This window comes from Zavarzinia aquatilis, assembly GCF_003173035.1.
In the GTDB taxonomy this organism is placed as follows: domain Bacteria; phylum Pseudomonadota; class Alphaproteobacteria; order Zavarziniales; family Zavarziniaceae; genus Zavarzinia; species Zavarzinia aquatilis.
The window spans coordinates 32,897-55,966 of the sequence record NZ_QGLE01000003.1; the positions used below are offsets into that span (position 1 = coordinate 32,897).

The 23,070-nt window shown below is 68.7% G+C and carries 21 protein-coding genes; 11 read left to right on the top strand and 10 right to left on the bottom strand.

The window, feature by feature from the left end; all coding sequences use genetic code 11:
- Positions 1-60 precede the first annotated feature (60 nt).
- The 7 genes from DKG74_RS06445 to DKG74_RS06475 all read left to right on the top strand — a co-directional run bounded on the left by DKG74_RS06445 (position 61) and on the right by DKG74_RS06475 (position 6,949).
- Positions 61-429: a c-type cytochrome gene (locus DKG74_RS06445; RefSeq protein ID WP_243404041.1), complete on the top strand. Its 369-nt coding sequence runs from the start codon at positions 61-63 to the stop codon at positions 427-429.
- Between the two features lie 7 nt (positions 430-436).
- Positions 437-1,231, top strand: a complete 795-nt coding sequence (locus tag DKG74_RS06450) for an ABC transporter ATP-binding protein (protein WP_109903878.1) — start codon at positions 437-439, stop codon at positions 1,229-1,231.
- Entirely contained in the window at positions 1,228-2,043 is an 816-nt protein-coding gene (locus tag DKG74_RS06455) for an ABC transporter permease (protein ID WP_109903880.1), read from the top strand. The genes DKG74_RS06450 and DKG74_RS06455 overlap by 4 nt, the downstream gene beginning before the upstream one ends.
- Positions 2,040-3,284: an FCSD flavin-binding domain-containing protein gene (locus tag DKG74_RS06460; protein ID WP_109903882.1), complete on the top strand. Its 1,245-nt coding sequence runs from the start codon at positions 2,040-2,042 to the stop codon at positions 3,282-3,284. The genes DKG74_RS06455 and DKG74_RS06460 overlap by 4 nt, the downstream gene beginning before the upstream one ends.
- Positions 3,281-4,477, top strand: a complete 1,197-nt coding sequence (locus DKG74_RS06465; RefSeq protein WP_243404042.1) for a type 1 periplasmic-binding domain-containing protein — start codon at positions 3,281-3,283, stop codon at positions 4,475-4,477. The genes DKG74_RS06460 and DKG74_RS06465 overlap by 4 nt, the downstream gene beginning before the upstream one ends.
- Before the next feature lie 217 nt (positions 4,478-4,694).
- On the top strand, positions 4,695-6,143 hold the full coding sequence (locus DKG74_RS06470) for a porin (protein ID WP_109903884.1): 1,449 nt from the start codon (positions 4,695-4,697) through the stop codon (positions 6,141-6,143).
- 200 nt (positions 6,144-6,343) lie between these two features.
- Positions 6,344-6,949 (top strand): EF-hand domain-containing protein, encoded by a 606-nt coding sequence (locus DKG74_RS06475; protein WP_165837562.1) that lies wholly within the window; start codon positions 6,344-6,346, stop codon positions 6,947-6,949.
- A gap of 102 nt (positions 6,950-7,051) precedes the next feature.
- Here DKG74_RS06475 and DKG74_RS06480 read toward each other — a convergent pair whose 3' ends face one another.
- Positions 7,052-7,579, bottom strand: coding sequence for a cytochrome b/b6 domain-containing protein (locus tag DKG74_RS06480; protein WP_109903888.1), 528 nt, complete (start codon positions 7,577-7,579; stop codon positions 7,052-7,054).
- A gap of 122 nt (positions 7,580-7,701) precedes the next feature.
- Positions 7,702-7,971, bottom strand: a complete 270-nt coding sequence (locus tag DKG74_RS06485) for a PepSY domain-containing protein (RefSeq protein ID WP_207779273.1) — start codon at positions 7,969-7,971, stop codon at positions 7,702-7,704.
- A 114-nt stretch (positions 7,972-8,085) separates the two neighbouring features.
- Here DKG74_RS06485 and DKG74_RS06490 point away from each other — a divergent pair, with 114 nt between their 5' ends.
- A complete protein-coding gene (locus DKG74_RS06490) occupies positions 8,086-8,760 on the top strand; it encodes a response regulator (RefSeq protein WP_109903890.1) in 675 nt (224 codons plus the stop codon).
- The gene (locus DKG74_RS06495) at positions 8,760-10,148 is read left to right on the top strand and encodes a sensor histidine kinase (protein ID WP_109903892.1); all 1,389 of its coding nucleotides are present in this window, start codon (positions 8,760-8,762) and stop codon (positions 10,146-10,148) included. Before DKG74_RS06490 ends, DKG74_RS06495 begins: the two co-directional genes overlap by 1 nt.
- Here the strand turns inward: DKG74_RS06495 and DKG74_RS06500 are convergent.
- Positions 10,126-10,362 (bottom strand): hypothetical protein, encoded by a 237-nt coding sequence (locus DKG74_RS06500; RefSeq protein ID WP_109903894.1) that lies wholly within the window; start codon positions 10,360-10,362, stop codon positions 10,126-10,128. The genes DKG74_RS06495 and DKG74_RS06500 overlap by 23 nt on opposite strands.
- Positions 10,363-10,472: 110 nt before the next feature.
- On the opposite strand from DKG74_RS06500, the gene gcvA reads away from it, so the two are divergent.
- A complete protein-coding gene (gene gcvA / locus DKG74_RS06505; protein WP_109903896.1) occupies positions 10,473-11,360 on the top strand; it encodes a transcriptional regulator GcvA in 888 nt (295 codons plus the stop codon).
- Positions 11,361-11,432: 72 nt separating this feature from the next.
- Here gcvA and DKG74_RS06510 read toward each other — a convergent pair whose 3' ends face one another.
- Positions 11,433-11,786 carry a RidA family protein gene (locus DKG74_RS06510; protein ID WP_109903898.1) on the bottom strand — a complete coding sequence of 118 codons (354 nt, stop codon included), beginning with the start codon at positions 11,784-11,786 and terminating at the stop codon, positions 11,433-11,435.
- A gap of 124 nt (positions 11,787-11,910) precedes the next feature.
- Between DKG74_RS06510 and DKG74_RS06515 the strand changes: the two genes are divergently transcribed.
- Complete coding sequence (locus tag DKG74_RS06515) at positions 11,911-15,387, top strand: indolepyruvate ferredoxin oxidoreductase family protein (protein WP_109903900.1); 3,477 nt, start codon at positions 11,911-11,913, stop codon at positions 15,385-15,387.
- A gap of 129 nt (positions 15,388-15,516) precedes the next feature.
- Here the strand turns inward: DKG74_RS06515 and DKG74_RS06520 are convergent, their stop codons facing one another.
- The 6 genes from DKG74_RS06520 to DKG74_RS06545 all read right to left on the bottom strand — a co-directional run bounded on the left by DKG74_RS06520 (position 15,517) and on the right by DKG74_RS06545 (position 22,877).
- On the bottom strand, positions 15,517-15,870 hold the full coding sequence (locus DKG74_RS06520; RefSeq protein ID WP_109903902.1) for a hypothetical protein: 354 nt from the start codon (positions 15,868-15,870) through the stop codon (positions 15,517-15,519).
- A gap of 182 nt (positions 15,871-16,052) precedes the next feature.
- The gene (gene htpG, locus DKG74_RS06525; RefSeq protein WP_109903904.1) at positions 16,053-17,939 is read right to left on the bottom strand and encodes a molecular chaperone HtpG; all 1,887 of its coding nucleotides are present in this window, start codon (positions 17,937-17,939) and stop codon (positions 16,053-16,055) included.
- A gap of 73 nt (positions 17,940-18,012) precedes the next feature.
- On the bottom strand, positions 18,013-19,176 hold the full coding sequence (locus tag DKG74_RS06530; RefSeq protein WP_109903906.1) for a DUF4340 domain-containing protein: 1,164 nt from the start codon (positions 19,174-19,176) through the stop codon (positions 18,013-18,015).
- Between the two features lie 11 nt (positions 19,177-19,187).
- Positions 19,188-21,122: a Gldg family protein gene (locus DKG74_RS06535; protein WP_109903908.1), complete on the bottom strand. Its 1,935-nt coding sequence runs from the start codon at positions 21,120-21,122 to the stop codon at positions 19,188-19,190.
- Between the two features lie 4 nt (positions 21,123-21,126).
- Positions 21,127-21,861 carry an ABC transporter permease subunit gene (locus DKG74_RS06540; protein ID WP_109903910.1) on the bottom strand — a complete coding sequence of 245 codons (735 nt, stop codon included), beginning with the start codon at positions 21,859-21,861 and terminating at the stop codon, positions 21,127-21,129.
- Positions 21,858-22,877 (bottom strand): ABC transporter ATP-binding protein, encoded by a 1,020-nt coding sequence (locus DKG74_RS06545; protein ID WP_243404043.1) that lies wholly within the window; start codon positions 22,875-22,877, stop codon positions 21,858-21,860. Before DKG74_RS06545 ends, DKG74_RS06540 begins: the two co-directional genes overlap by 4 nt.
- Positions 22,878-23,070: the final 193 nt, after the last annotated feature.

Below are 23,070 nucleotides of genomic sequence, written 5' to 3' on the forward strand. Positions count from 1 at the left end.
CCCTGGCCGGGAAGCTTCCTAGCTTCCGTTCAACGATCGACCTCGGGGGAGGAAATTCCAGTGTCCGCCATTCGCGCGCTCAGCCTTGCCGCCATTCTCTTCGCGCCGGGGCTCGCCCTTGCCGACGATCTGGAGGCAGGGGAAAAAGTCTTCAAGAAGTGCATGTCCTGCCATTCGGTGGCCGAGGGCGAGAACAAGGTCGGCCCGTCGTTGTTCGGCGTCGTCGGCCGGCCTGTTGCCTCGATCGAAGGCTTCAAGTATTCCGATGCCATGAAGGCCAAGGGCGGCACCTGGACCGAGGCCGAACTCGACCATTATCTGCTCAACCCCAAGGCGGCGGTGCCCGGCACGCATATGAGCTTCATGGGCCTGAAGAAACCCGAGGACCGGGCGGCGGTGATCGCCTTCCTCGCCTCGCATCACCACTAGGCGGCGCATGGGCGACCTCGTCTCCCTGCCGCGGCGCGGTGCCCTGCCGGAAGCCTCCGGGCTTTCCGGGGGGGCCGTGCTCGAGGTGGCGGCGGTCACCCGCCATTATGGCGCGCGCAAGGCGCTGGACGGCGTCTCGCTGCAGGTCGGGGCGGGGGAGATGGTTGCCCTGCTCGGCCCCAACGGCGCCGGCAAGACGACATTGTTCCGGGTCATTGAAGGTCTCATCCCGGCGGATGGCGGGCGGGCGACGGTGGCCGGCGCCGATGTCGCGGCCGAGCCGGTGCGCGCGCTCGCCGCCCTTGGCATCGTCTTTCAGGAGGCGACGCTCGATCCCGACCTCTCGGTCGGCGAGAATCTGTCCTATTACGCCGCGCTGCGGGGTGTGCCGCGTAAAGAACGCCGGGCCGCCGTCGCCGATGCCCTGAGCCGTCTTGGCCTAACCGACCGTCTGCGGTCACGCGCGCGGGAACTCTCGGGCGGGCTGCGCCGCCGGGTCGAGCTGGCGCGGGCGCTGATCGGCGGCCCCGCGCTCCTGCTCCTCGACGAGCCGACGGATGCGCTCGACCCCGGCAGCCGCATCGCCCTGCGCGGCGAGATCGACCGGTTGCGCCACCTCACCGGCTGCGGCGTGCTCTGGGCCACCCATCTCGTCGAGGAGGTCGGCCAGGCCGACCGGGTGGTGATCCTCGATCAGGGCCGCGTGGTCGCAACCGGCGCGCCGGCCGATGTGGTCGCCGCCTCCGGCCGGGGCACGCTGACCGAAGCCTTTCTTGCCCTTACCGGCGGCGCGGGATCATGAGCGCGATCGGACACGCCCTTGGCGCCGCCGCCGCCATCGCGCGCCGGGATCTCCGGCGTTTCGTCGAGCAGCGCAGCCGCCTCGCCTCGGCGCTGGTGCGGCCGCTGCTCTGGCTCATGGTCTTTGCCGCCGGCTTCCAGAATGTCTTCGGCGTCTCGATCATTCCGCCCTACCAGACCTATGTGACTTATCAGGTCTATGTCCTGCCCGGCCTTGCCGCCATGGTTCTGCTGTTCAACGGGATGCAATCCTCGCTCTCCCTCGTCTACGACCGCGAGATGGGCATGATGCGGCTGGTGCTGACCGCGCCCCTGCCACGCTGGTGGTTGCTGTTCGCCAAGCTGCTGGCGGGCGTGCTGCTCTCCCTCGTGCAGGTCTATGCCTTTCTGGGCGTCGCTGCCCTCCTTGACGTGCGGCTGCCGGCGCTCGGCTATCTCACCGTGCTGCCGGCGCTGGTCCTGTCGGCGCTGATGCTGGGCGCGGTCGGGCTGCTGCTGTCCGCCACCATCCGCCAGCTCGAGAATTTCGCCGGGGCGATGAATTTCGTCATCTTCCCGATGTTCTTCCTCTCCAGCGCGCTCTATCCCCTGTGGAAGATCGGCGAGGCGGCGGCGGCCCCGGTCTATTACCTGTGCCTCGTCAATCCCTTCACCTATGCGGTCGAACTGATCCGCTTCGCCGCCTATGGCGAGCTGGAGCCCCTTGCCCTCGCGGTCGTCGCCGGGACCGGGCTCGCCGCCTTCCTGCTGGCGCGGCTCGCCTATGATCCGCAGCGCGGGTTGCTGGGCCGGGCGAGGCCGGGCCTCGCATGAGCCTGACCCGGCGCGGCCTGCTGGCGGCCGGCGCGCTGCTGCTGGCGCCCCCGGCGCGCGCGGGCGATGGCGCGGGGCTGCGCCTCGCCATCGTCGGCGCCGGTGTCGCGGGGTCGAGCGCGGCCTTCGCGCTGCGCCGCCTGCTGCCTGGCGCAAGCATCGACGTGTTCGAGCCGTTGCCGGCCTATCACGCCTGTTTCGGCGCCAATCAGGCGCTGGCCGGCTGGCTCGACGACGGCGCCCTGCTGCATCGTCACGAGGCGATCCGCGCCGCCGGCATGGGCCTGCGGGTCGAAGGTGTCGAACGCATCGACCTCGATGGCGAGCGGCCGCGTATCGCCGGCACGGCTTACGACCATGCGGTGATCGCCGCCGGCATTTCGATCCGCCCACCGGATTACGAGGGTTACGATCCCGCCGTGTTGCCGCCCTTCTGGACCGCGGGGGAGAGCATCCTGCCCCTGCGCGAGCGGATCGACGCCCTCGACGATGGCGCCAATGTCGTGCTGCTGGCGCCGCCCGCGCCCTATCGCTGCCCGCCCGCGCCTTACGAGCGGGCGACGGCCATCGCCGCGCGCCTGAAGGCCCGGGGCAAGCGCGGCCGCATCGCGATCCTTGACGCCAAATCGTCCTTTCCCAAGCAGGCGCTGTTCGAGGATGCCTGGCGCCGGCTCTATCCCGGCATGATCGAATGGTATCCGGTCGAGGCCATCGGCCGTATCCTGCGTCTCGACCTCGGCGCGAAACGGGTCGAGACCGAGACCGGCGCCTTCGCCTTCGACCTGCTCCATGTCGTGCCGCCGCAGCGGGCGGGCGCGGTCGCCGGGAACAGCGGCCTTGTCGATGCGACCGGCTGGGTTCCGGTCGCGGGCGCGGGCTTCCGGACTGCGGTCTCGCCCCGGATCAGCGCCGTGGGCGATGCCTGCATCCCCGGCGACATGCCGAAATCGGCCTTTTCGGCCCGGGCCCAGGCCCTTCTGATGGCCGGCACCCTGGCTGCCGAATGGCTGGGGCGGGCGGCGCCGCCGGCCGATCTGTTCAACACCTGCTACAGCCGGCTGTCGGCCGACGAGACGGTGATCGTCGGCGGCAGCTATGGCATCGTCGACGGCAGGATCAAGGCCCGTGAAGGGTTCATCAGCAAGGTCGGCGAAAGCGCGCAGCAAAGACGCGCCAACAGGGATGAAGGCGCGGCCTGGATCGCGGAATTTTCCAGGACCGTGTTCGAAGGGGAGGGATGACCGCGATGAAAGCCATGTTGCTGGCGGCGGGTCTCGCGCTGCTGCCGCTCGCCCAGGCCGTGGCGGCGCCGGTTGAGCTTGAAATCACCCATGTCACGCGGTCGGAGGAACCACCGATTCCCTTCTCCTTCCTCGAGCCCGTGCCCGAGGAGGAGGGGCGTCAGGGGGCCCGTCTCGGTCTTGCCGACGACAATGCCTCGGGCCGTTTCACCGGCCAGACCTATGCCTTGCGCGAAATCACCCTGCCGGCCGAGGGGGCTTTGGCGGATTCGTCCGAGCTGGCGGCGGCGCTGGCGGGGCCGCGCCTCGTCGTCGCCGATCTGTCCCGCGCCGATCTCGATGCCCTGCTGGCCCTGCCGGCCTCGGCCGACGACATCGTCATCAACGCGCGTGTGACCGATGACGATCTGCGCCGCGAGGCGTGCCGGACCAATCTGTTCCACACCGCCCTGTCGCGCGCCATGCGGGCCGACGCGCTGGCGCAATATCTCGTGGCCATGGGCTGGCGGCAGTGGTTCCTGGTGGTCGGCCCGTCGGGCGACGACAGGGCCTTCGCCGCCGCGGTGCGCGCCTCGGCCGCGCGCTTCGGCGCCAGGATCGCCGAGGACAAGCCCTGGACCTATGAAGTCGGCAACCGCCGCACCGACAGCGGCGTGACCAATGCGCGCGAGGAAATCCGCCCGCTGACCAGGGTTGGCGACTACGACGTGCTGATCGTCGCCGACGAGGCGGATGATTTCGGCGAATATCTGCCCTATCGCACCGCCCTGCCGCGCCCGGTCGCCGGCACCCACGGCCTCGTGCCGACGGGCTGGAGCCGGGCCAACGAGCAATGGGGCGCGACCCAGCTGCAGCGCCGGTTCGAGAAACAGGCTGGCCGGCCCATGACGGCGCGCGATTACGCCAACTGGCTCGCCCTTCGCGCGCTGGGCGAGGCGGCGACCCGGGCCGCGAGCGCCGATGTGCCCGCGCTCCGCGCCGCCCTGCTGGCGCCCGATTTCGGTGTCGCCGGCTTCAAGGGCGCGCCCCTGTCGTTCCGGCGCTGGGACCGCCAGATGCGTCAGCCCGTCCTGCTGACGACGGTGCGCAGCCTCGTCTCGGTCGCGCCCGAGGACGGGTTCCTGCACCGGGTAACTCCCCTCGATACATTGGGCGACGACGAGCCCGAAAGCCCCTGCAAGGCGCGCGGCTGAGGCCGGGCGGTCACACCGCGGCTTCGGTCTTCGACCTTTGAACGGTCGATGATACCAAAGTTCATTGAACTTTGGTTTTCGCGCCGGATAGGCCGAACGTCTTAAGTGCAAAGTGCAATTTCAAATTCGTCGCGCGGCCGGAATTCTGCCAGCCACCGCCGGTCATGCCCGGGTCACACGGGCGATCGGCGGTCAGGGACAGAACCGGAGGAACGACATGTCGGGTTACAAGGGGATCGGGGGATGGTTGCTGGGGGGTGTCGCGCTTTGCGGTCTGCTGGCCGCGGGGCCGGCGCACGCCGACGCGACCGAGGACCTGCTGCGCCAGCTGAAGGCCAAGGGCATTCTGAACCAGCAGGAATATAACGCCATCCTCGGCCGCAAGCAGGCCGAGGACAAGGTGGCGGCGCAAAAGCAGGAAGAGGCGACGGCGGCCGCGGTCGCCGCCGCGAAGGCGGAGGCGACGCAAGGCGGCGACTCGCTCTACGTCAAGGTCAAGGATCCGTCCAAGGGTATCGGGATGCAGGTCGGCCCGGTCGATATCGCGCTGTCGGGCTCGATCAACGCCTTCTACGTTCACAGCGGCAAGGACGACGGCAACCAGCCTGTCGCCCTCGGCACCGTGGGCGGCACCGATGATACCTCGTCGGTGCGCAACGGCCTGCTGCCGGGCTTCCTGAAGATCGACGTGACGACGACCGACGATGGCGTCACCTATGGCGGCCATTTCGGCCTCTATCCCGGGATCAACAGCGTCAACTGGACCAATGGCGCCAATTCCGCCGGCGCGCCCCAGGGCCTCGCCACCTCGGGCATCGACTTCCGCCAGGTCTATATGACCGTCGCTTCGGACCGCTTTGGCGAATTCAAGGCGGGGCGCGACATCGGCCTGTTCGGCTCGGAAGCCATTCTGTCCGACATGCTGCTGCTCGGCGTCGGCGGCACGGGCAGCAACGCGGCGCCTTCCAACACGTCCCTCGGCCATATCGGCACAGGTTACATCTATACCGACTTCCAGCCGCAGATCACCTATACGACGCCCGATTTCGGTGGCTTCAAGGCGTCGCTCGGCATTTTCCAGCCGCTCGATACCGTCGCCGTGCTGGGTCCGAACCTGACCGGTCACGATTCGCCCGGCTTCCAGGGCAAGGTGACCTATGATTTCGACACGGGCGACATCGGCGGCCGGCTCTTCGCCGGCGGCGTCGTGCAGGAGTTGAGCGCGAGCCAGGACAAGGGCGAGCCCTCGGCGGCGGAGACCACGGCCTATGCCGTCGATGTCGGCGCCAAGCTGACCTGGGGCGGGGCGAGCCTGCTTGGCTATTACTATAACGGCAAGGGTGTCGGCACGACCGGCCTGTTCTACGGCTCGGTCGCCGCCAATGGCGAGGCGCGCGATTCGCAGGGCTTCCTCGTCCAGGGTACCTATACCTTCGGCAAGTTCATGGTCGGCGCCAGTTACGGGGCGTCCTATCTCGATCTCGCCCATGGCGAGGCGTCGTCGATCCTGGTCGAGAGCAACACCTCGACCGCGCTGCAGGCGCGCTATTCCTTGCGCAAATGGGCGACCGTGGTCGGCGAATACATCCACATGGACTCGGAAGCGCATGACGGCAGCGACGCTTCCGAAGACATCTTCGCCCTCGGCACGATCCTGTTCTTCTGAGGGCGGGGCGGCTGCCGCCGGTTCGGCCTCACGATGCGGCGGCAATGCACCCCGGCGGGATTTCCGCCGGGGTGCGACGCGGCTTTTCCTCCCCCGATGCCCTGATCTTTTGATTTGACGCATCTACGGACGGCGAACCGGATTCCACTTCGCCTGAAATGCCTCTAGGATCGCCGAAACGGGAGGAAAAGGGACAGTTCATGGTGTTTGACGTGCATGGTCGCGCGCATCGGCCGCTGCTGGTCGTCGCGATGGTCTCGCTTGCCCTCGTTTCCTGCAGCCGGCCGCGCCTGTCCTATGAAGTCGGGCCGCCCTCGGCGATCTCGGGTCAGCCCCTGGTCGACGATCCGTCGAGCGGTTGTTCCGCCGCCCAGTCGCGCTGGGTCGAACAGGCGGATACCAACAAGGATGGCGCGGTCGATCTGGCCGAGGCCAAGGCCGATGCCCGCCGCTTCTTCGCCGAGGTCGATACGGATCGTAACGGCCTGATCACCCCGGTCGAATTGACCGATTACCGGAAGAAGACCTATCCGGCCGAATACCGCCGCTCCATCGCCGGCCCGCTGCCGCCGACGTCGAATGCGCCAATGAAGACGCCGGGTGGCACCGAAGTGCAGGATCCCGAGCGGCGGCGCTATCTGCTGACGCCCGCGACCTCCGATCTCGTGATGGCAGCCGATGCCGATCTCGATTTCCGGGTCAGTCTCGACGAGCTGCTGGCCAAGCTGACCGAGCGCGGGGCGAAGCTCGATACGAATGGCGACGGGCGGATTTCCGCCAGCGAAGCGGCGGCCTTCTGCGGCTGAGGGGCGCCCTTGGGCCGCCTTCCGCGGCCGAACGGCGCCCTTGGGCCGCCTTCCGCGGCCGAACGGCGCCCTTGGGCCGCCTTCCGCGGCCGAACGGCTCCCTCAGGGCGCCTTGCGGCCGGTGATCATGGCCCGCACCAGATTTTCCCGGTGCATCAGGCTGGAGAAGATCACGCCGAGAACGTGAAGCCCGACAGAGGCGAGCAGAAGGTTGGCGGACACCTCGTGGATTTCGCTGACCAGATCGTCGCCGAAGAAGCGATCGGTGGTCGACAGCCAGCCGGAGATACCGGTGACGGCGATCATCACGAGCAGCACCACGACCATGACGCCGCCGGCCGGGTTGTGGCCGAGATAGCGCCGGCCACGGCCCCTGATTTCGTCGATCAGATAGGCAAGGGCGGCAAAGGGGGAGCGCACGAAATCGGTGAAGCGGGCATAGCGCGGCCCGACCACGCCCCAGACGAGGCGAAAGGCGATGAGGCCGAGAGCGACATAGCCCGACCAGCGGTGCAGGGCTTCGCCTTCTTCCGAGAACCAGGCGATGGCGATCGAGGCGACCAGCGACCAGTGGAACAGGCGGACCAGAGGATCCCAGACGCTGACGGTACCGAGGCGGTCGGAAGACATGACGGGACTTTCACAAGAAGGGGCGGGTCCTGCACCTGCCTGGAGGGGGCAGGGGTGGCAGATACAGGACCCTTCCGCGGCCAGCAATCACTGGGGTCGATACGCCGCGGAATTCATGACGGTCAATAGGTCTTGGTCTTCACCGTCTCGCCGGTCCACGGGCTGACGTACATCTCGACCTTCTTGCCGGCGGCGTCGGTTCCCTTGATCTCGAAGCAGCCGTCTTCGGTGCCGAACTTCTTGATCTTGTAGCCCTGGGCTTCGTACTGGGCCTTGACCTCGTCGGCGGTCTTCTGCGGGCCGGTGCCGGTGCACAGGTCTTCGGAAGCGAAGGCGGTGCCGGCGGACAGGGCAACCGCCGCGACGGCGAGAAGGCTCGACAGGTGACGCATGATATGTTCCTCGTAGTATCTCGTTGCCGCCGGGAGGGGGTGGGTACCGGCGGCGAAGGGGACTATCGCCCGCCTGGCTGACGACAGCCTGACGAGATCGGAGTATTCGGCGTCATGCGCATTCTTCTGGTCGAGGACGATCGCGATCTCGGCCCCGTCGTCGCCGAGAACCTGCGCCGGGACGGTTTCGCCGTCGATCTCGCCGCCAGCCTCGCCGAGGCGAAGGAATTCGCCGAACTTGCTCAGTTCGATGCCGCCGTCCTGGACCGGCGCCTGCCGGACGGCGAGGGCCTCACTTTCGTGCCCGTGCTGCAACGCCTGCAGCCCGGCCTGCCCATTCTCGCCCTGACCGCCCGCGATGCGACCGAGGACCGGATCGAGGGGCTGAACGCCGGCGCCGACGATTATCTGGGCAAGCCCTTCGCCCATGGCGAACTGGTGGCGCGGTTGCGCGCGCTGTTGCGCCGGCCGCGCCATCGCCTGGCGCCCGTGCTCAACCTCGGCGCGCTGTCGCTCGATACCGCCGAACGGCAGGCCAGCGTCGACGGCCGCCCGCTCGCCCTCGCCCGGCGCGAGACCACGCTGCTCGAAATCCTGCTGCGCAAGGCCGGGCGCGTCGTGCAGAAGGAGGCGGTGCTCGAGGCGCTCTACGGTCTCGACGACGCGGTCGAGCCCAATGCCCTCGAAGCCTCGGTGTCCCGCCTGCGGCGCCACCTGGCCGAATCGGGCGCGGCGGTCGAACTCGTCACCGTGCGGGGTGTCGGCTACGTTCTGCGGGCGCCGACGTGATGCGCCGCAGTCTCGCGGGGGCGATCACCCGGGCCCTCGTCGCGGCCAATCTGATCGCGCTTGCCGGCATTACCCTCGGCTTCGCCATCTCCGGGTTCGCGGACCGGCAGAACCGCTTCGAGGACGGTATCGACGATGTCGCGGCGGTGATCGAGGATTCGATCCGGCGCGATGACGACGGCCACCTGTCCTTCGACGCGGAAAGCGACGCCTGGCGCGACATCATGGCCGATCACGAGGATCTGCTGTTCCTGGTGCTCGATCCCGCCAGCGGCGAGGAAATCGGCAATGACGGCGGCATCCTGCATCGGGCGGTCGGCGATCGCTGGCTGCGCGAATGGCGCCGCAGCATCTTCAGCCTGCGCCTGCCCGACGGCACCGGGCTGAACGGCGTCGTCATGACCATCGCGCTCGATGACCTGCCGCTGCGCCTCGCCGTGGTCCATGGCGACAGCAGCTGGCACGACATGCGTTCCTGGGTCGGCAACGAATTCGCCCGGGAAATCGCCCCGACGGCCATTCCGGCCCTGCTCATTTCGCTGGTGGTCGCCCTCTTCGCCGTGCGGCGCCTGATGCGGCCCGTGGCCGAAGTCACCGCCCGTCTGTCCCGGCTCGATCCGACGCGGGGCGACGGCCGGCTCGATGTCGGCCTCGTGCCGGACGAGATCGCTCCCCTCGTCGCCGCGGTGAACGACAGTTTCGACCGTGTGGCGGCGACCTTCGAGCACGAGCGGCGCTTCATCGCCGATGCCGCCCACGAGCTGAAAACCCCGATCGCCGTGCTGCGCGCGCGGATCGACGGCCTTGCCGACCGCGCCGTCGCCGATCGGCTGATCGGCGATGTCGAGCGCCTGGGCAAGATCGTCGAGCGGCTGCTGACCTCGGCGCGGATGGAGCAGGGCAAGGCGCCGCTGGTGCCGGTCGATCTCTGCGCGGTGGCGCGCTCGGTCGTCGCCGAATATGCGCCGCTCGCCCTGGCGAAATCCTGCGAGATCGAATGGCAGGCCGGGGCGGAAACCCTGCCGGTGCTGGGCGACGCCGAGGCGCTGGCCGAAGCCCTGCGCAATTTCGTCGGCAATGCCCTGCGTTTCAGTCCGGCCGGCGCCTTGATCGAAGTCGCGGGTTCTCTGGACGACGCTGGCCGCGCCGTGATCGTCGAGGTGCGGGATCGCGGGCCGGGCTTGCCCCCCGGCCGGGCCAGCCAGATCTTCACGCCCTTCGTCTCCTCGGCGCCCAGCGGCTCCGGCCATGCCGGGCTCGGTCTTGCCATCGTCGCCGCCGTCGCGCGCCGCCACGGCGGCACCGCCGAGGCGGAGGACCGGCCGGGCGGCGGGGCGATCTTCCGCCTGCGGCTGCCGGCGGCGCTCAGTCCCGCGACCGCGCCCTGAAAGCGGCTTCCGGGTCCATGTAGTGACCCGTCACCGTCGCGCGGTCGAGGCCGATGTCCTTCAACAGCCGGGGGTCGGCGACCAGCAGTCCGGCCATGGCCCGGCGGTGCGCCGCCCGCGCCCGATAACGCGCGATGGCGGCCCCGACGCGGGCGAGAAGGCCGACCGGGGGAATCTCGGCGCAGCAGGCATTATTGTGAGCGATATTGACCATGACCGTTCTCCATGAACTCGTTTCATGGCCAAGGAATGCGCCATTTCTCGTGCTTCGACAAAGGAGAAGCATTGCGCTAATATGTGAATTGAATTGACATATGAGGGGTCATGGACCGGCTGCCGCTCAATGCTTTGCGCGCTTTCGAGGCGGCGGCGCGCAACCTCTCGCTCAGTCGCGCGGCGGAGGAATTGCACCTCACCCATGGCGCCATCAGCCATCAGGTGAAGGCGCTGGAAGCCCTGCTGGGCAGCGCGCTGTTCGAGCGCCGGGGCCGGGGCGTTGCCCTGACCGAGGCGGGGCAGCATCTGGCCGAAGCCCTCTCGGTCAGTTTCACCCGCATCAATGACGCGATGCAGGCGGTGCGCCGTCAGGGCAGCGGCACGCTGACGATTTCCGTTCTCACCTCCTTCGCCGCGCGCTGGCTGGTGCCCCGGCTGGAGCGGTTCCACGAGGCGCACCCCGAGGTGGTCCTGAACATGCGCACCGGGCGGGAACTGGCCGATCTGCGGCGGGACGGCATCGACATGGGGGTGCGTGTCGGCAAGGGGCGATACCCCGGGCTCGACACGCAATTCCTGATGAGCGAGGCGCTTTATGTCGTCGCCTCGCCCCGGCTGGCCGGGGGCCTGCCAAAGACGCTGGACGAGCTGCGTCGCTACACGCTGCTGCGCGATTCCTTCGACGATTGGGCGATCTGGTGCCGTGCGGCCGGCATCGAGGTGCAGGGGCTGAAATTCGGCACCGCGATCCAGGATTCGTCGGTGCTGCTCGAAGCGGCGGCCAATGGCGGCGGCATCGCGCTCGCCCGCAGCGTGCTGGCGGCCGACGATCTCGCCAGTGGCCGGCTGGTGCGCCTGTTCGACGTCGAGGTGCCGAACATCTTCTCCTACTGGACCGTCACCCTGCCGGAGCGGCGGGAGGAACCCGCCATCGCCAAATTCCGCGCCTGGCTGCAGGCCGAGGCGGCGTTCTTCACCGGCAGGGCGCCGACGTAAGGCGAAACAGGCGCCCTCCCGCTTTCGTCACCCCGTCCCGGCCTGCGCCGGGACGGTGCGACGGAAAAGAGCTTACTTCTTCGCGGCGACGACCTGAATTTCGACCGTGTACTGCGGCGCGGCCAGCTTGGCCTCGATGGTGGCGCGGGCCGGGGTCACGCCGGGGACCACCCAGGATTCCCAGACCTTGTTCATCTCGCCGAAGGTGGCGATGTCGGCCAGATAGATATTGGCCGACAGGATGCGGGTCTTGTCGGTGCCGGCGCGGTCCAGCAGGGCGTCGATCTGGGCGAGAATCTCGGTGGTCTGTTCCGTCACCGACTGGCCGGCCTTGGTCTCGGCCACCTGACCGGCGAGGAAGACCAGATTGCCGTAGGCGACGCCCTGCGACATGCGGGGGCCGGGATCGAGGCGGGTAATCGACATGATGCTTCATCCTTGGAAAGGAACCGAGGCTGGGGTTGTGCCGCGCCCGCGCGGACTTGTCCAGTGGCCCGCCTGTGCCAATATGCAGGAGACGACAAGAAACAACGATCGGGGAGGAACGATCATGGCCGATGGTACCCTGGTGCCCGCCGACATCTCCCTCGACGACAAATACCGCCGTCACGAGGGCCGGATCTATCTGAACGGGATGCAGGCGCTGGTGCGCCTCGCCCTCGAGCAGCATCGCCGCGACACGGCGGCCGGGCTGAACACCGCCGGCTTCATCTCGGGCTATCGCGGCTCGCCGCTGGGCGGTTTCGATCTGGAACTCGAGCGCAACAAGCCGCTGCTCGAGGCCGGGAACATCCGTTTCCAGCCCGGCGTGAACGAGGATCTGGCGGCGACCGCCCTCTGGGGCACGCAGCAGGTCGCCCTCGGCAAACCCGCGCTGTTCGATGGCGTGTTCGGCTTCTGGTATGGCAAGGGGCCGGGGGTCGACCGCACGGGCGACGTGTTCAAACACGCCAATCTGGCCGGCACGGCGCCCCTCGGCGGCGTCCTCGCCATCGCTGGCGACGACCACACCTGCAAATCCTCGACGACGGCGCATCAGACCGAATATGCCTTCGTCGACGCCATGATCCCGGTGCTCGCGCCGTCCAACCTCGCCGAGGTGATCGACTTCGGCCTTGCCGGCATCGCCCTCTCGCGGTTCGCCGGGACCTGGGCGGCGCTGAAGCTGGTGTCGGAAATCGCCGATACCTCGGCGACCATTCCCGCCGTCCCGGCCTATCAGGCCTTCGCCCGGCCGACCGATTTCACCCCGTCGGACGGCGGCCTGCACATCCGCTGGCCCGACACGGCGCAGGCGCAGGAAGCGCGGCTGCATCTGCACAAGCTGCCCGCCGTGCTCGCCTTCGCCCGGGCCAACCCGCTGAACCGCGTGATGGAACGGCCGGCCGGGGCGCGCCTTGGCATCGTCACCGCGGGCAAGGCTTACGGCGACCTGATGCAGGCCTTCGACCTGCTTGGCCTCGACAAGGCGGCACGGGCGCGGCACGGCATCGCCATTTACAAGATCGGCCTCGTCTGGCCGCTGGAGCCGGAAGGTCTGGCGGCTTTCGCCGAGGGGCTGGAGGAAATCCTCGTCGTCGAGGAGAAACGCCCGCTGATCGAGGATCAGGTGAAGGCCCTGCTCTACGGCCGGCAGGGCCCCCGGGTTTCGGGCAAGCGGGACGGCGCGGGCCATCACCTCCTCAAGTCGCACGACGAACTCTCGCCGGTGGAGATATCCGATGCCCTCGCCCGCCGGCTGCACGCCCTGACCGGGGACGAGGCGCTGGAAGACCGCCGCCGTCGCCTGACCGGGGCCAATGCGCCCGAGCCGCCGCCCGCGAAGCGCACACCCTATTTCTGTTCCGGCTGCCCGCACAACACATCGACCAAGGTGCCCGAGGGCAGCCAGGCCCATGCCGGTATCGGCTGCCATTACATGGCGACCTGGATGGACCGCTCGACCGAGACCTTTACCCATATGGGCGGGGAGGGGGCGAATTGGATCGGGCAGGCCCCTTTCGTTGCGACGAAACACATCTTCCAGAACCTCGGCGACGGCACCTATTTCCATTCCGGCCTGCTGGCCCTGCGCGCCGCCGTTGCGGCCAGGGTGCCGGTCACCTACAAGATCCTCTACAACGACGCCGTCGCCATGACCGGCGGCCAGCATCACGACGGGCCGCTGACCCCCGCGATCATCGCGGCGCAGGTGCGGGCGGAAGGCGTTACGCGCATCGCCCTCGTCGCCGAGGACATCACCCGTCACAGGCCCACCGATTTCCCGCCCGGCACCAGCTTCCACGGCCGCGACGAGCTCGACGCCGTGCAGCGCGAGCTGCGCGAAATCCCGGGTGTTACTGTCATCATCTACGATCAGGCCTGCGCCGCCGAGAAGCGCCGCCGTCGCAAGCGCGGCCTGCTGGCCGATCCTTTGCGCCGCGTCGTCATCAACGAGGCGGTATGCGAGGGCTGCGGCGATTGCGGCGTGCAGTCCAACTGCCTGTCCATCGTGCCGGTAGACACCGAATTCGGCCGCAAGCGCCAGATCGACCAGTCGTCCTGCAACAAGGATTATTCCTGCCTCAAGGGTTTCTGTCCCAGTTTCGTTTCGGTCGACGGCGCCGCGCTGAAAAAACCGCATCCCAAGGGCGGCGACGCGCCCGATCCCGCCGGCCTGCCCGCGCCGCCGCTCGCGCCCCTGCCGTGGTCGATCCTCGCCCTTGGCATCGGTGGCACGGGGATCGTTACCTTGGGCGCCCTGATCGCCATGGCCGCCCATGTCGAGGGCAAGGAGGCCAGCGTCCTCGACCAGACCGGCCTTGCCCAGAAGGGCGGCGGCGTCACCAGTCACATCCGGATCGGTGCGCCGGGCGAGGCGCCGCCCGCGCCGCGCATCCCGGCCCTTGGCGCCGACCTCGTGCTGGCGGCCGATGCCGTGGTCGCCGCCGGCACCGACGCGCGCCTGCGCCTGCGCCTCGACCACACGGCCGCCCTCGTCAACAGCCATGTCGGCAGCATCGCCGAATTCACCCATGACGCCGAGGCGCGCCTGCCCATGCCCCTGCTGGTCGACCTGATCCGCCAGGGCTGCGGCACCGGTCCGGTTGCCGATCTCGACGCCACCCATCTGGCGACGGCGCTGACCGGCGATGCGCTGGCGACCAATATCTTCCTGCTCGGCATCGCCTGCCAGCGCGGCCTGCTGCCCGTCGCTCCCGCCTCGATCGAGGCCGCGATCGCGCTGAACCGCACGGCGGCGCGCGACAATCTGAACGCCTTCCGCTGGGGCCGGGCCTGGGCCCATGACGCCGCTGCGGTCGAGACGGCGGCGACAGCGACCGAGGGCAAGGCCAATCCGCCGCATCACCGCCGCTCCTCCAGTCTGGACGAAATGGTGGCGCGGCGGGCGGAGGCGCTCACCATCTATCAGAACGAGCGTTATGCCGCGCGTTACCAGGAGGCCATCGCGCGCTTGCGCGCCGCCGAACAGCGGGTGTCACCCGGCGGCGAGGAATTGGCGCGGGCGGCGGCGGACGGGCTGTTCCGCCTGATGGCTTATAAGGACGAATATGAAGTCGCCCGCCTGCAGGCCGATCCCGCCTTCCGCCAGCAGCTGGACGCGATGTTCGAGCCGGGGGCAAAGGTCAGCCTGCACCTGAGCCCGCCCCTGCTGGCGCGGCCCGACCCCGCGACCGGGCGCCCGGCCAAGCATGTCTTCGGGCCATGGATTTTCGGCTTTCTCGGGCTATTGCGGCGCCTCAAGATTCTGCGCGGCACCCCCTTCGATCCCTTCGGCCGGACGGAAGAACGGCGGACGGAACGCCGCCTGCGCGACGAGGCCCTGGCCCTCGCCGAGGAGATTGCGCGCGACCTGTCGCGGGACAATCACGCCGCCGCCGTCGCCCTGATGGCGCTGCCTGCGCGCATTCGCGGCTTCGGTCCCGTGAAGATGAAAGCGGTGGCGGAAGCGGAAGCCGCCCGCGCCCGCCTGCTCGCCGAGTTCCGGCGCGAGCCGCCCAAGGGCATGGCGAAGGCGGCAGAGTAATCGGGGAAGACCCGGCATCCCCACCTCACCCCGCCCTCTCCCCCCAGGGGGCGGAGAGGGAGATGCAGCATGGCCCCCTCTCCGCCCCCTGGGGGGAGAGGGCGGGGGGTGAGGTGGGGGCGCAGGCGTTCAGTCCAGACGGGACCAGACGATTTCTTCGGGTGACACGCGGAGTTCCCGCATGATCGACAGAAGGCGGGCCTGGTATCCGGCATCCCGCGCGATCCCCGTCGGCCGAATGTCTTCGCGACCGTAAGGAAAGTATAGCGTTACCGTATCGTTTTCATGCCCGCGATATTGCATTAGGGCGAAGCCGAAACCTTCCGCTGTTTCGGGTTCGTCGAGCTGGAAGGCGTGAGCCCTGAAGTAATCGAGATCGTCGAAATCGCTTTCGAACAGGATACCGAATTCTCTTTCGATGTTCGCTATCGGACGCCGCAGGGTGAGCTCGGGGATCAGCTCCCTGCCCTTGAAGATGCTCATGTCGGATGGGCGTATCATGCCTTCCTCCGGCGTTGATCGGGCAGCGTTGTAACCGGGAAAGACCCGTCCTTCCCACCTCACCCCGACCCTCTCCCCCCAGGGGGCGGAGAGGGAGATGCGGGTGGCCCCCTCTCCGCCCTTCAGGGGGGAGAGGGCGGGGGGTGAGGTGGGGATACGCGTGGTTACCCGACCGCGCGCACCATCATGTCCGACAGGCGCCTGGCGAAGGCGATGGGGTCCTGCGGGCCTTCGCCTTCGATAATGCGGGCCTGGTCGAGCAGCAGATGGGCGGCATCGGCGAGGTCGTCGGCGCTGGCGGCCGCGGCGGCGCGGATGGCGAGGGCCTTCACCAGCGGGTGGCGCGGGTTGATTTCGAGGATGCGGGGGGCGTCGGCCGCACCCGTGCCCTTGGCCGCGCGCATCAGCCGGGCGAGGTGCATGTCCATGTCGTTGGCGTCGGCGACGAGGCAGACCGCGCTGTCGGTCAGGCGCTTGGAGACGCGGACATCCTTCACCGCCTCGCCGAGGGCGAGCTTGGCGGCGCCGATCAGGGTGGCGATATCGGCTTCCGGCGCTTCCGCCGCCTTCTCGCCCGCATCTTCCGCTTCCGGGATCAGCGACAGGTCGATGTCGCCCCGGGTCACGGACTGGAACGGCTTGCCTTCGAAATCGAGGCCGGCGCCGGTCCAGAAATCGTCGATCGGGTCGGACAGCAGCAGGACCTCGACATCCCGCGCCTTGAAGGCTTCGAGCTGGGGCGAGGAGGCGATGGTGGCGGCGTCGCCGGTGATGAAGTGGATGGCGGTCTGGTTCGGCCGCATCCGCGCGACATAATCGGCGAGGCTGATCACATCGTCGCCCGACTTGGTGCTGCGGAAACGGGCGATCTTCAGGATCTGCTCGCGCCGCTCGAAATCCTCGTAGAGGCCTTCCTTCAGCACGGGACCGAAGGCATCCCAGAAGGTCCGGTAGGCGGCGACATCGGCGCTGCGCTTTTCGAGTTCCGACAGGATCTTCTTCACGAGACCGGCGCGGATCTTGGCGGTCAGCGCGCTTTCCTGCAGCATCTCGCGCGAGATGTTCAGCGGCAGGTCGGCGGAATCGACGATGCCGCGCACGAAGCGCATGTAACCCGGCAGCAGGCTTTCGCAATCGTCGGTGATGAAGACCCGGCGGACATAGAGCTTCAGCCGCGACTGGCGCTTGGGATCGAACAGGTCGAAGGGCCGGCTGCCGGGGATGAACAGCAGGCCGGTATATTCGATCGTGCCTTCCGCCTTCCAGTGGATGGTCGCCCAGGGCTCGTCCACCGCATGGCCGACGTGGCGGTAGAATTCGGTGTATTGCTCGGCGGTGATGTCCGACTTCGGCCGGGTCCACAGGGCCGAGGCGGCGTTCAGCGTCTCGTCCTCGGTCTGGCCCTCGTCGGCGCCGGCCTTCAGGATCACGGGCAGGGCGATATGGTCGGAATAGGTCTTCACGATCCGCTTCAGGCGCCAGGGATCGAGGAATTCATCCTCCCCCTCGCGCATGTGCAGGATGATCGTGGTGCCGCGCGTGGCGCGTTCGGCGGGGCGCAGCGTGTAGGTGCCGGTGCCTTCCGATTCCCAGGCGTGGGCCTGCGCCTCGCCCGCCCGGCGCGACACGACCTCGACCCGGCCGGCGACCATGAACACGGAATAGAAGCCGACGCCGAAACGGCCGATCAGGTTCATGTCCTTGTTTTCGTCGCCCGACAGCTGCTCGACGAAGGCCGAGGTGCCGGAGCGGGCGATGGTGCCGAGATTGGCGATCAGCTCGTCATGGGACATGCCGATGCCATTGTCGGAGATGGTGAGGGTGCGGGCGGCGCGGTCGATGGCGATCTCGACCCGGAAGCCCGGATCGTCCGCGGTCAGGGACGCATCGGTCAGCGCCTCGTAGCGCAGCTTGTCGCAGGCATCGGAAGCGTTGGAGATCAGCTCGCGCAGGAAGATGTCCTTGTCGGAATAGACCGAATGCACCATCAGGTGCAGGAGGCGCGCCACCTCCGTCTCGAAGCCACGGGTTTCGATCGCTTCAGCCGTCATTTCTGTTCCGCCTCGATTGATGAGTCCCAAGCGCACGTCGATATAGGAAGGCACCCCCGGCCTTCAAGGCCCCTTATTGGGCCGGCGGCACGGGGGCGGCTTCAGTGGGGGCGGCTTCGGTCGGCGTCTCGGGCGCCGGGGGCGCCGCGGGCTTGGGCTCGGCGAGGTCGGCGCGCTTCGGCGTCAGGTCGATGACCCGCGTGCCGTCGAGGCGGTAGAGCCAGCCTTTGGTGCGGGCGGCGATGGCGCCGGCCTCGGCCCGCGCGTCCTCCGCCGGGCGGACCACCGGCTGGCCGCCGGCATCCTGCGCGGGGTCGAGCAGGCGGCTCTCGCCCGCGATCACGGGATCGAAGGCGGCGTCGATGCGGGCCCAGCCCTGACCGTCGATGGAGACGAGGTCGAGGGTCAGCGTGATGCCGTCGAAGGTCTCGAAGCTCACCCGGCCCAGCGGCGTGCCCGCCGGGGCCTTGTCCGCCGGCTGCACATCCTCGAGCGCGAGATAGGAGGCGGCGACGGACAGCGCGTTCAGCCGTGCTGCCTTCACCTGCTCGGCACCGGGGTCGAGCCCGTCGAGGCTGAAGACATCGCCCGGTTTCGCCCGGCTGATCCGGGCGGCCGCGCCGTCGATGGTCACGCTCGCCGCGCGGAAACGGTCGGGCGAGATGACGACGAGATCGCGTTCCAGCCATTGCGCGGCGTCCCGCTCCAGCCGGACATCGGCCTCCGCTTCCCAGGACTGGGGCTGGCCGACCGGGCGGACGAAGAAGCGCGGCACCTTGGCGGCGCCCATGACCGACGACGGCTTGCCGAAGATCATGTCGCCGAAGGCGCTGCCGTCCGGCCCCTTCACCGTCAGCTGCAGGCCCCGGGTGCCGGGGCCGATGTCCTCGACGTCGATGAAGTGGAAACGGTCGGGCCGCGCGGTCTTCGGCTCGATGGCGCGCAGGTCCGCGAGGGCGAGCAGCAGGCGCTGAACCTTGCCGAAATCGGCCGGATAGTCGCCCTTTTCGGCCATGACCCAATGGTCGGCGCCGACGCGCTTCAGGGTGAAGCGGCCTTCGGCCCCGGCGACGTCGACTTCGGTCACATCGTTCAGCCGGGCCTTCAGCCCGGGCAGCATCAGCTGGCCGGAGAGATCGGCGCTGGTCTGCGCGATCTTGTTGGCGACGAGCCAGGCGCCCACGGCGGCAAGCGCGAGGGTGAAGCCCAGCAGGATGGCGAGGGTGGAGCGGCGCATGGGCTTCTGCCTCAGTTCACGCCGCGCCGCGCCCGGCGCCGGCGCTGGCGGGCCAGCGACAGACCGAGGGCGACGAGGGCGACGACGAGGGGCACCAGCCCCATGTTGACGAAACGCAGGTTCGCTTCCAGCCGCTCGATTTCGACATCGAGGCTGCGCTGCACGTCGCGCAGCTGGCGCCGCGTGGCGGCGACCTCGGCCCGCGCGTCGGCCAGCGCCTTCTCGGTCTCGGCCGAGACGATGGCGCCGCTGCGCGCGCCATTGGCGCCGCCGCGCAGCTCCTGGATCCGGGCTTCGGTCGCCTGCAGCTTGGCCTGAAGCTCCTGGCTGCGGGTCAGGAATTTCTGCTCCGCCGCCTTCTTCATGTCGGTGACGACGGTGAACGGCCGGCTGGCCGGACCCCGGCCGCGAATCGCGATCAGGTCGGTGGAGCCGGCCAGATTCTCGACCGCGTTCACGATCAGATTGCCATTGTCGGCGATGGGCACCGGCGCCTGGCGCCCGGCGCCCTGACCGCTGTCCTGCAGCCACAGGCGGTCGTCCAGCACGTCGGCGTCGGCGATGACGATCAGGTTCAGGCTGCCGTCCTTCACCTGCGCCCGCTCGCGCGCGCCGAAGGCCGGGGTCTCGCCCGGCTTGACCGGGTTCGGCTGGTCCTTCTCGTCGACCTTGGGCGGGCCGTCGGGGAAGGCGGTCCTGGCCGGGCCGGTGACGCGGGCGGCGAGGATGAAGCGCCGGTCCTCCGGCTTGAACAGTTTGGCGAGGTCTTCCGGATTGCCGGTCATGCGGACGGCGACCGGGTTGAAGGTGCCGGCATTGGCCGTCGTCTCGATCAGCGGCTCGACGTTCGTGGTGGCGCCGTCCAGCTTCTCGATGGCGCCCGCGGTCGCGAACATCACCTGGCTCAGGTCGCCGGTCACGATGTCGGCGGGGTTCATCTGCGCCTTGCCGGCGCGCAGCCAGACCAGATAATCCATCGGCCGGCGGTTGCCCGCGACCGTGACCTTGGTGGCGAGGTCGCCGTCGCCCACCACCTTCTCGGTGTCGACCTTGAAGCCCCAGGCGGCGGCCAGCGGCCCGATATCCGAGGCGGTCTGCGGCGGGGGCGCGCCGCGCTGGGCGCCCTGCATCGCGACTTCCGCGTTGGGGTCGAGGATGACCACGGCCTTGCCGCCGCCCATCACGAACTGGTCGATGGCATAGAGCTGCTGCGGCCCGAGGCGGGGCGGATGGGCGATCAGCAACAGGTCGACATGGCTGCCGATCTCGACGAAATCGGGCGCCATCTGGCGGACGTCATAAAGCTCCGACAGCTGGGAATAGACCGCGAAGGGGTGGGACTGGCCGCGCAGCGCCGCCATCGGCCCGCCGAAGCCGACATCGAGCGGCAGCGACGAGATGACGCCCAGCACCGGCTTCCGCTCGGCGGTCAGCGAGACGATCATCCGCGCGAAATCATATTCGAGGAAGGATTCCCGGTCGGGCGTGATCACCGGAATGACCTCGCGCCCGCCGATGGGTCCGGTGCCGACGAGGCCGAAATAGAAACTCTCGCCCGAGGGCGTGTCGTTCCCCTGGATGCCGGCGGCGACCGCCTCGTCCTCGGTCAGCGTGTAGGAGATGGGGTCGATGATCTCGACCCGGACCTTGCCGCCGCCCGCCCGCCGGAAGGCGTCGAGCAGCTCGGTCACCCGCCCGGCGAAAGTCTTGATCGCCGGAAACTGGTTGGACAGGGTCGCCGAATAGAACAGGCGAAGGGTCACCGGCTCGTCCAGCTTGTCGAGCACGGAACGGGTGCCGGGCGACAGCGTGTAGAGCTGGCGCTCGGTCAGGTCGAGGCGAAGCCCGGCGCCGCCGACCTGCACGATCAGGTTGGTGGCGAGGAACAGGGCGGCGATCAGCACAAGCGCAAGGCCGCCGGCGACGCGGACGCGGGTGGGGGCCATCGGATCAGCTCGCCTTCTTCATGTCGATGACGATGGCATTGGCCGCCAGCGCGGCCAGGATCAGCGAGGCGAAGAAGACGATGTCCTTCGCCTCGATGACGCCCGCGACGATGCCGTTGAAATGGGTCAGGAAACTGAACGACGCGACGGTGTCGACGATCGCCTGCGGCGCCCAGCCCGAAAAGGCGTCGAGCACCATGGGCGCGCCCGAGACCGTGAACAGGAAGCAGACGACGACCGTCAGCACGAAGGCGACCACCTGATTGCGCGTCGCCGCCGACAGGCAGGAGCCGATGGCGAGATAGGCCCCGGCCATCAGCAGCGAGCCGATATAGCCGGCGAGGATGACGCCATTATCGGGCTCGCCCAGGTAATTCACCGTGATCCACATCGGGAAGGTGAGGGCGAGGGCGATGGCGGTGAAGGCCCAGGCGGCGATGAACTTGCCCGCGATGGCCGCCCACAGCGGCACCGGCAGGGTCAGCAGCAATTCGATGGTGCCGCTTTTCCGCTCCTCGGCCCACAAGCGCATGGCGATGGCCGGGATCAGGAACAGATAGAGCCAGGGGTGGAAATCGAAGAAGGGCACCAGGTCGGCCTCGCCCCGCTCGAAGAAATTACCGACATAGAAGGTGAAGATGCCGGTCAGGAACAGGTAGACGATGATGAAGACATAGGCGAGCGGCGTGGCGAAATAGCCGGCCAGCTCGCGCCGCGCGATGGTACAGACGGACTTCATGGCCGGGCTCCGGTGCGGGCGGCGTCGCTGGTGGTCAGGTCGCGGAAGACGTCTTCCAGCTTGCCGTGTTCGACCGCCATGGTCTCGATGGCGATGCCGGTCTGGCGCAGGCGCGCCGCCACCCCTTCGATGATGCTGGCGCCCTGCGCCGGCACGACGAGGAAATCGCGCCCCGGCGTGCCGCCCTCGGGCGTCGTCACCCGCGTCACCCCCGCCACGTCGGCCAGCCGCGCGCCGAGATCGGCGACGGTGGCGATCAGGCGCAGGCGCACCGCGTTGTGGAAGGGCGAGCGGGCGACCAGATCGGCCGGCTTGCCGTCGGCGACGACACGGCCCCGGTCGATGATCACCGCCCGGCTGCACACCGCCTCGACCTCCTCGAGGATATGGGTGGAGACGACGATGGCCTTGTCCGGCGCCATGCGGCGGATCAGGTTGCGCACCTCGTGCTTCTGGTTGGGGTCGAGGCCGTCGGTCGGCTCGTCGAGAATCAGGCAGGGCGGATCGTGCAGGATCGCCCCGGCGAGGCCGACCCGGCGCTTGAAGCCCTTGGACAGGGTCTCGATCGGCTGGTCCAGCACGGCGGCGAGCTGAATCTCGTCGACCACCTGCGCCAGCCGCCCGGCCAGCGCCGCCCGCTCCAGCCCGCGCACCCGGCCGAGGAATTCGAGGAAGCTGCGGGGCGTCATGTCGCCATAAGCCGGCGCGCCTTCCGGCAGATAGCCCAGCGCCCGCTTGGCCGCGATGGCGTCGTTCTCGACGTCATGGCCGGCGATGGCGATGCGGCCCCGCGTCGGCGACAGGAAACCGGCCGCCATCTTCATGGTCGTGGACTTGCCGGCGCCATTCGGCCCGAGAAAGCCCAGAACCTCGCCCCGCCCGACCGCGAAGGAGACACCGTCGACGGCGGTGAAGGGCCCGAAGCGTTTCACCAGATCGACGATCTCGATCATCGGCGCGGCGGCATCCTCGACGGCGCCAACCCTGGCATTCCGAACGGCGGGTTCATCCAACATGCGGCTCATCCAATTCGGGCATCCAGCGCGGGCAAACCCCGGCGGCGCAGGCTATGTGCCGGCACGGCGCGGATCAAGCGCGTTTCGGCGCGACAGCTTCGGAAGGGGAGGGGCATCGGGTGGTCCGCCGGACACGAGGGGGGGCTTTTGCGTCCGGCGGAACCGACGGTCCGGACCGACCGAACATCAGGAA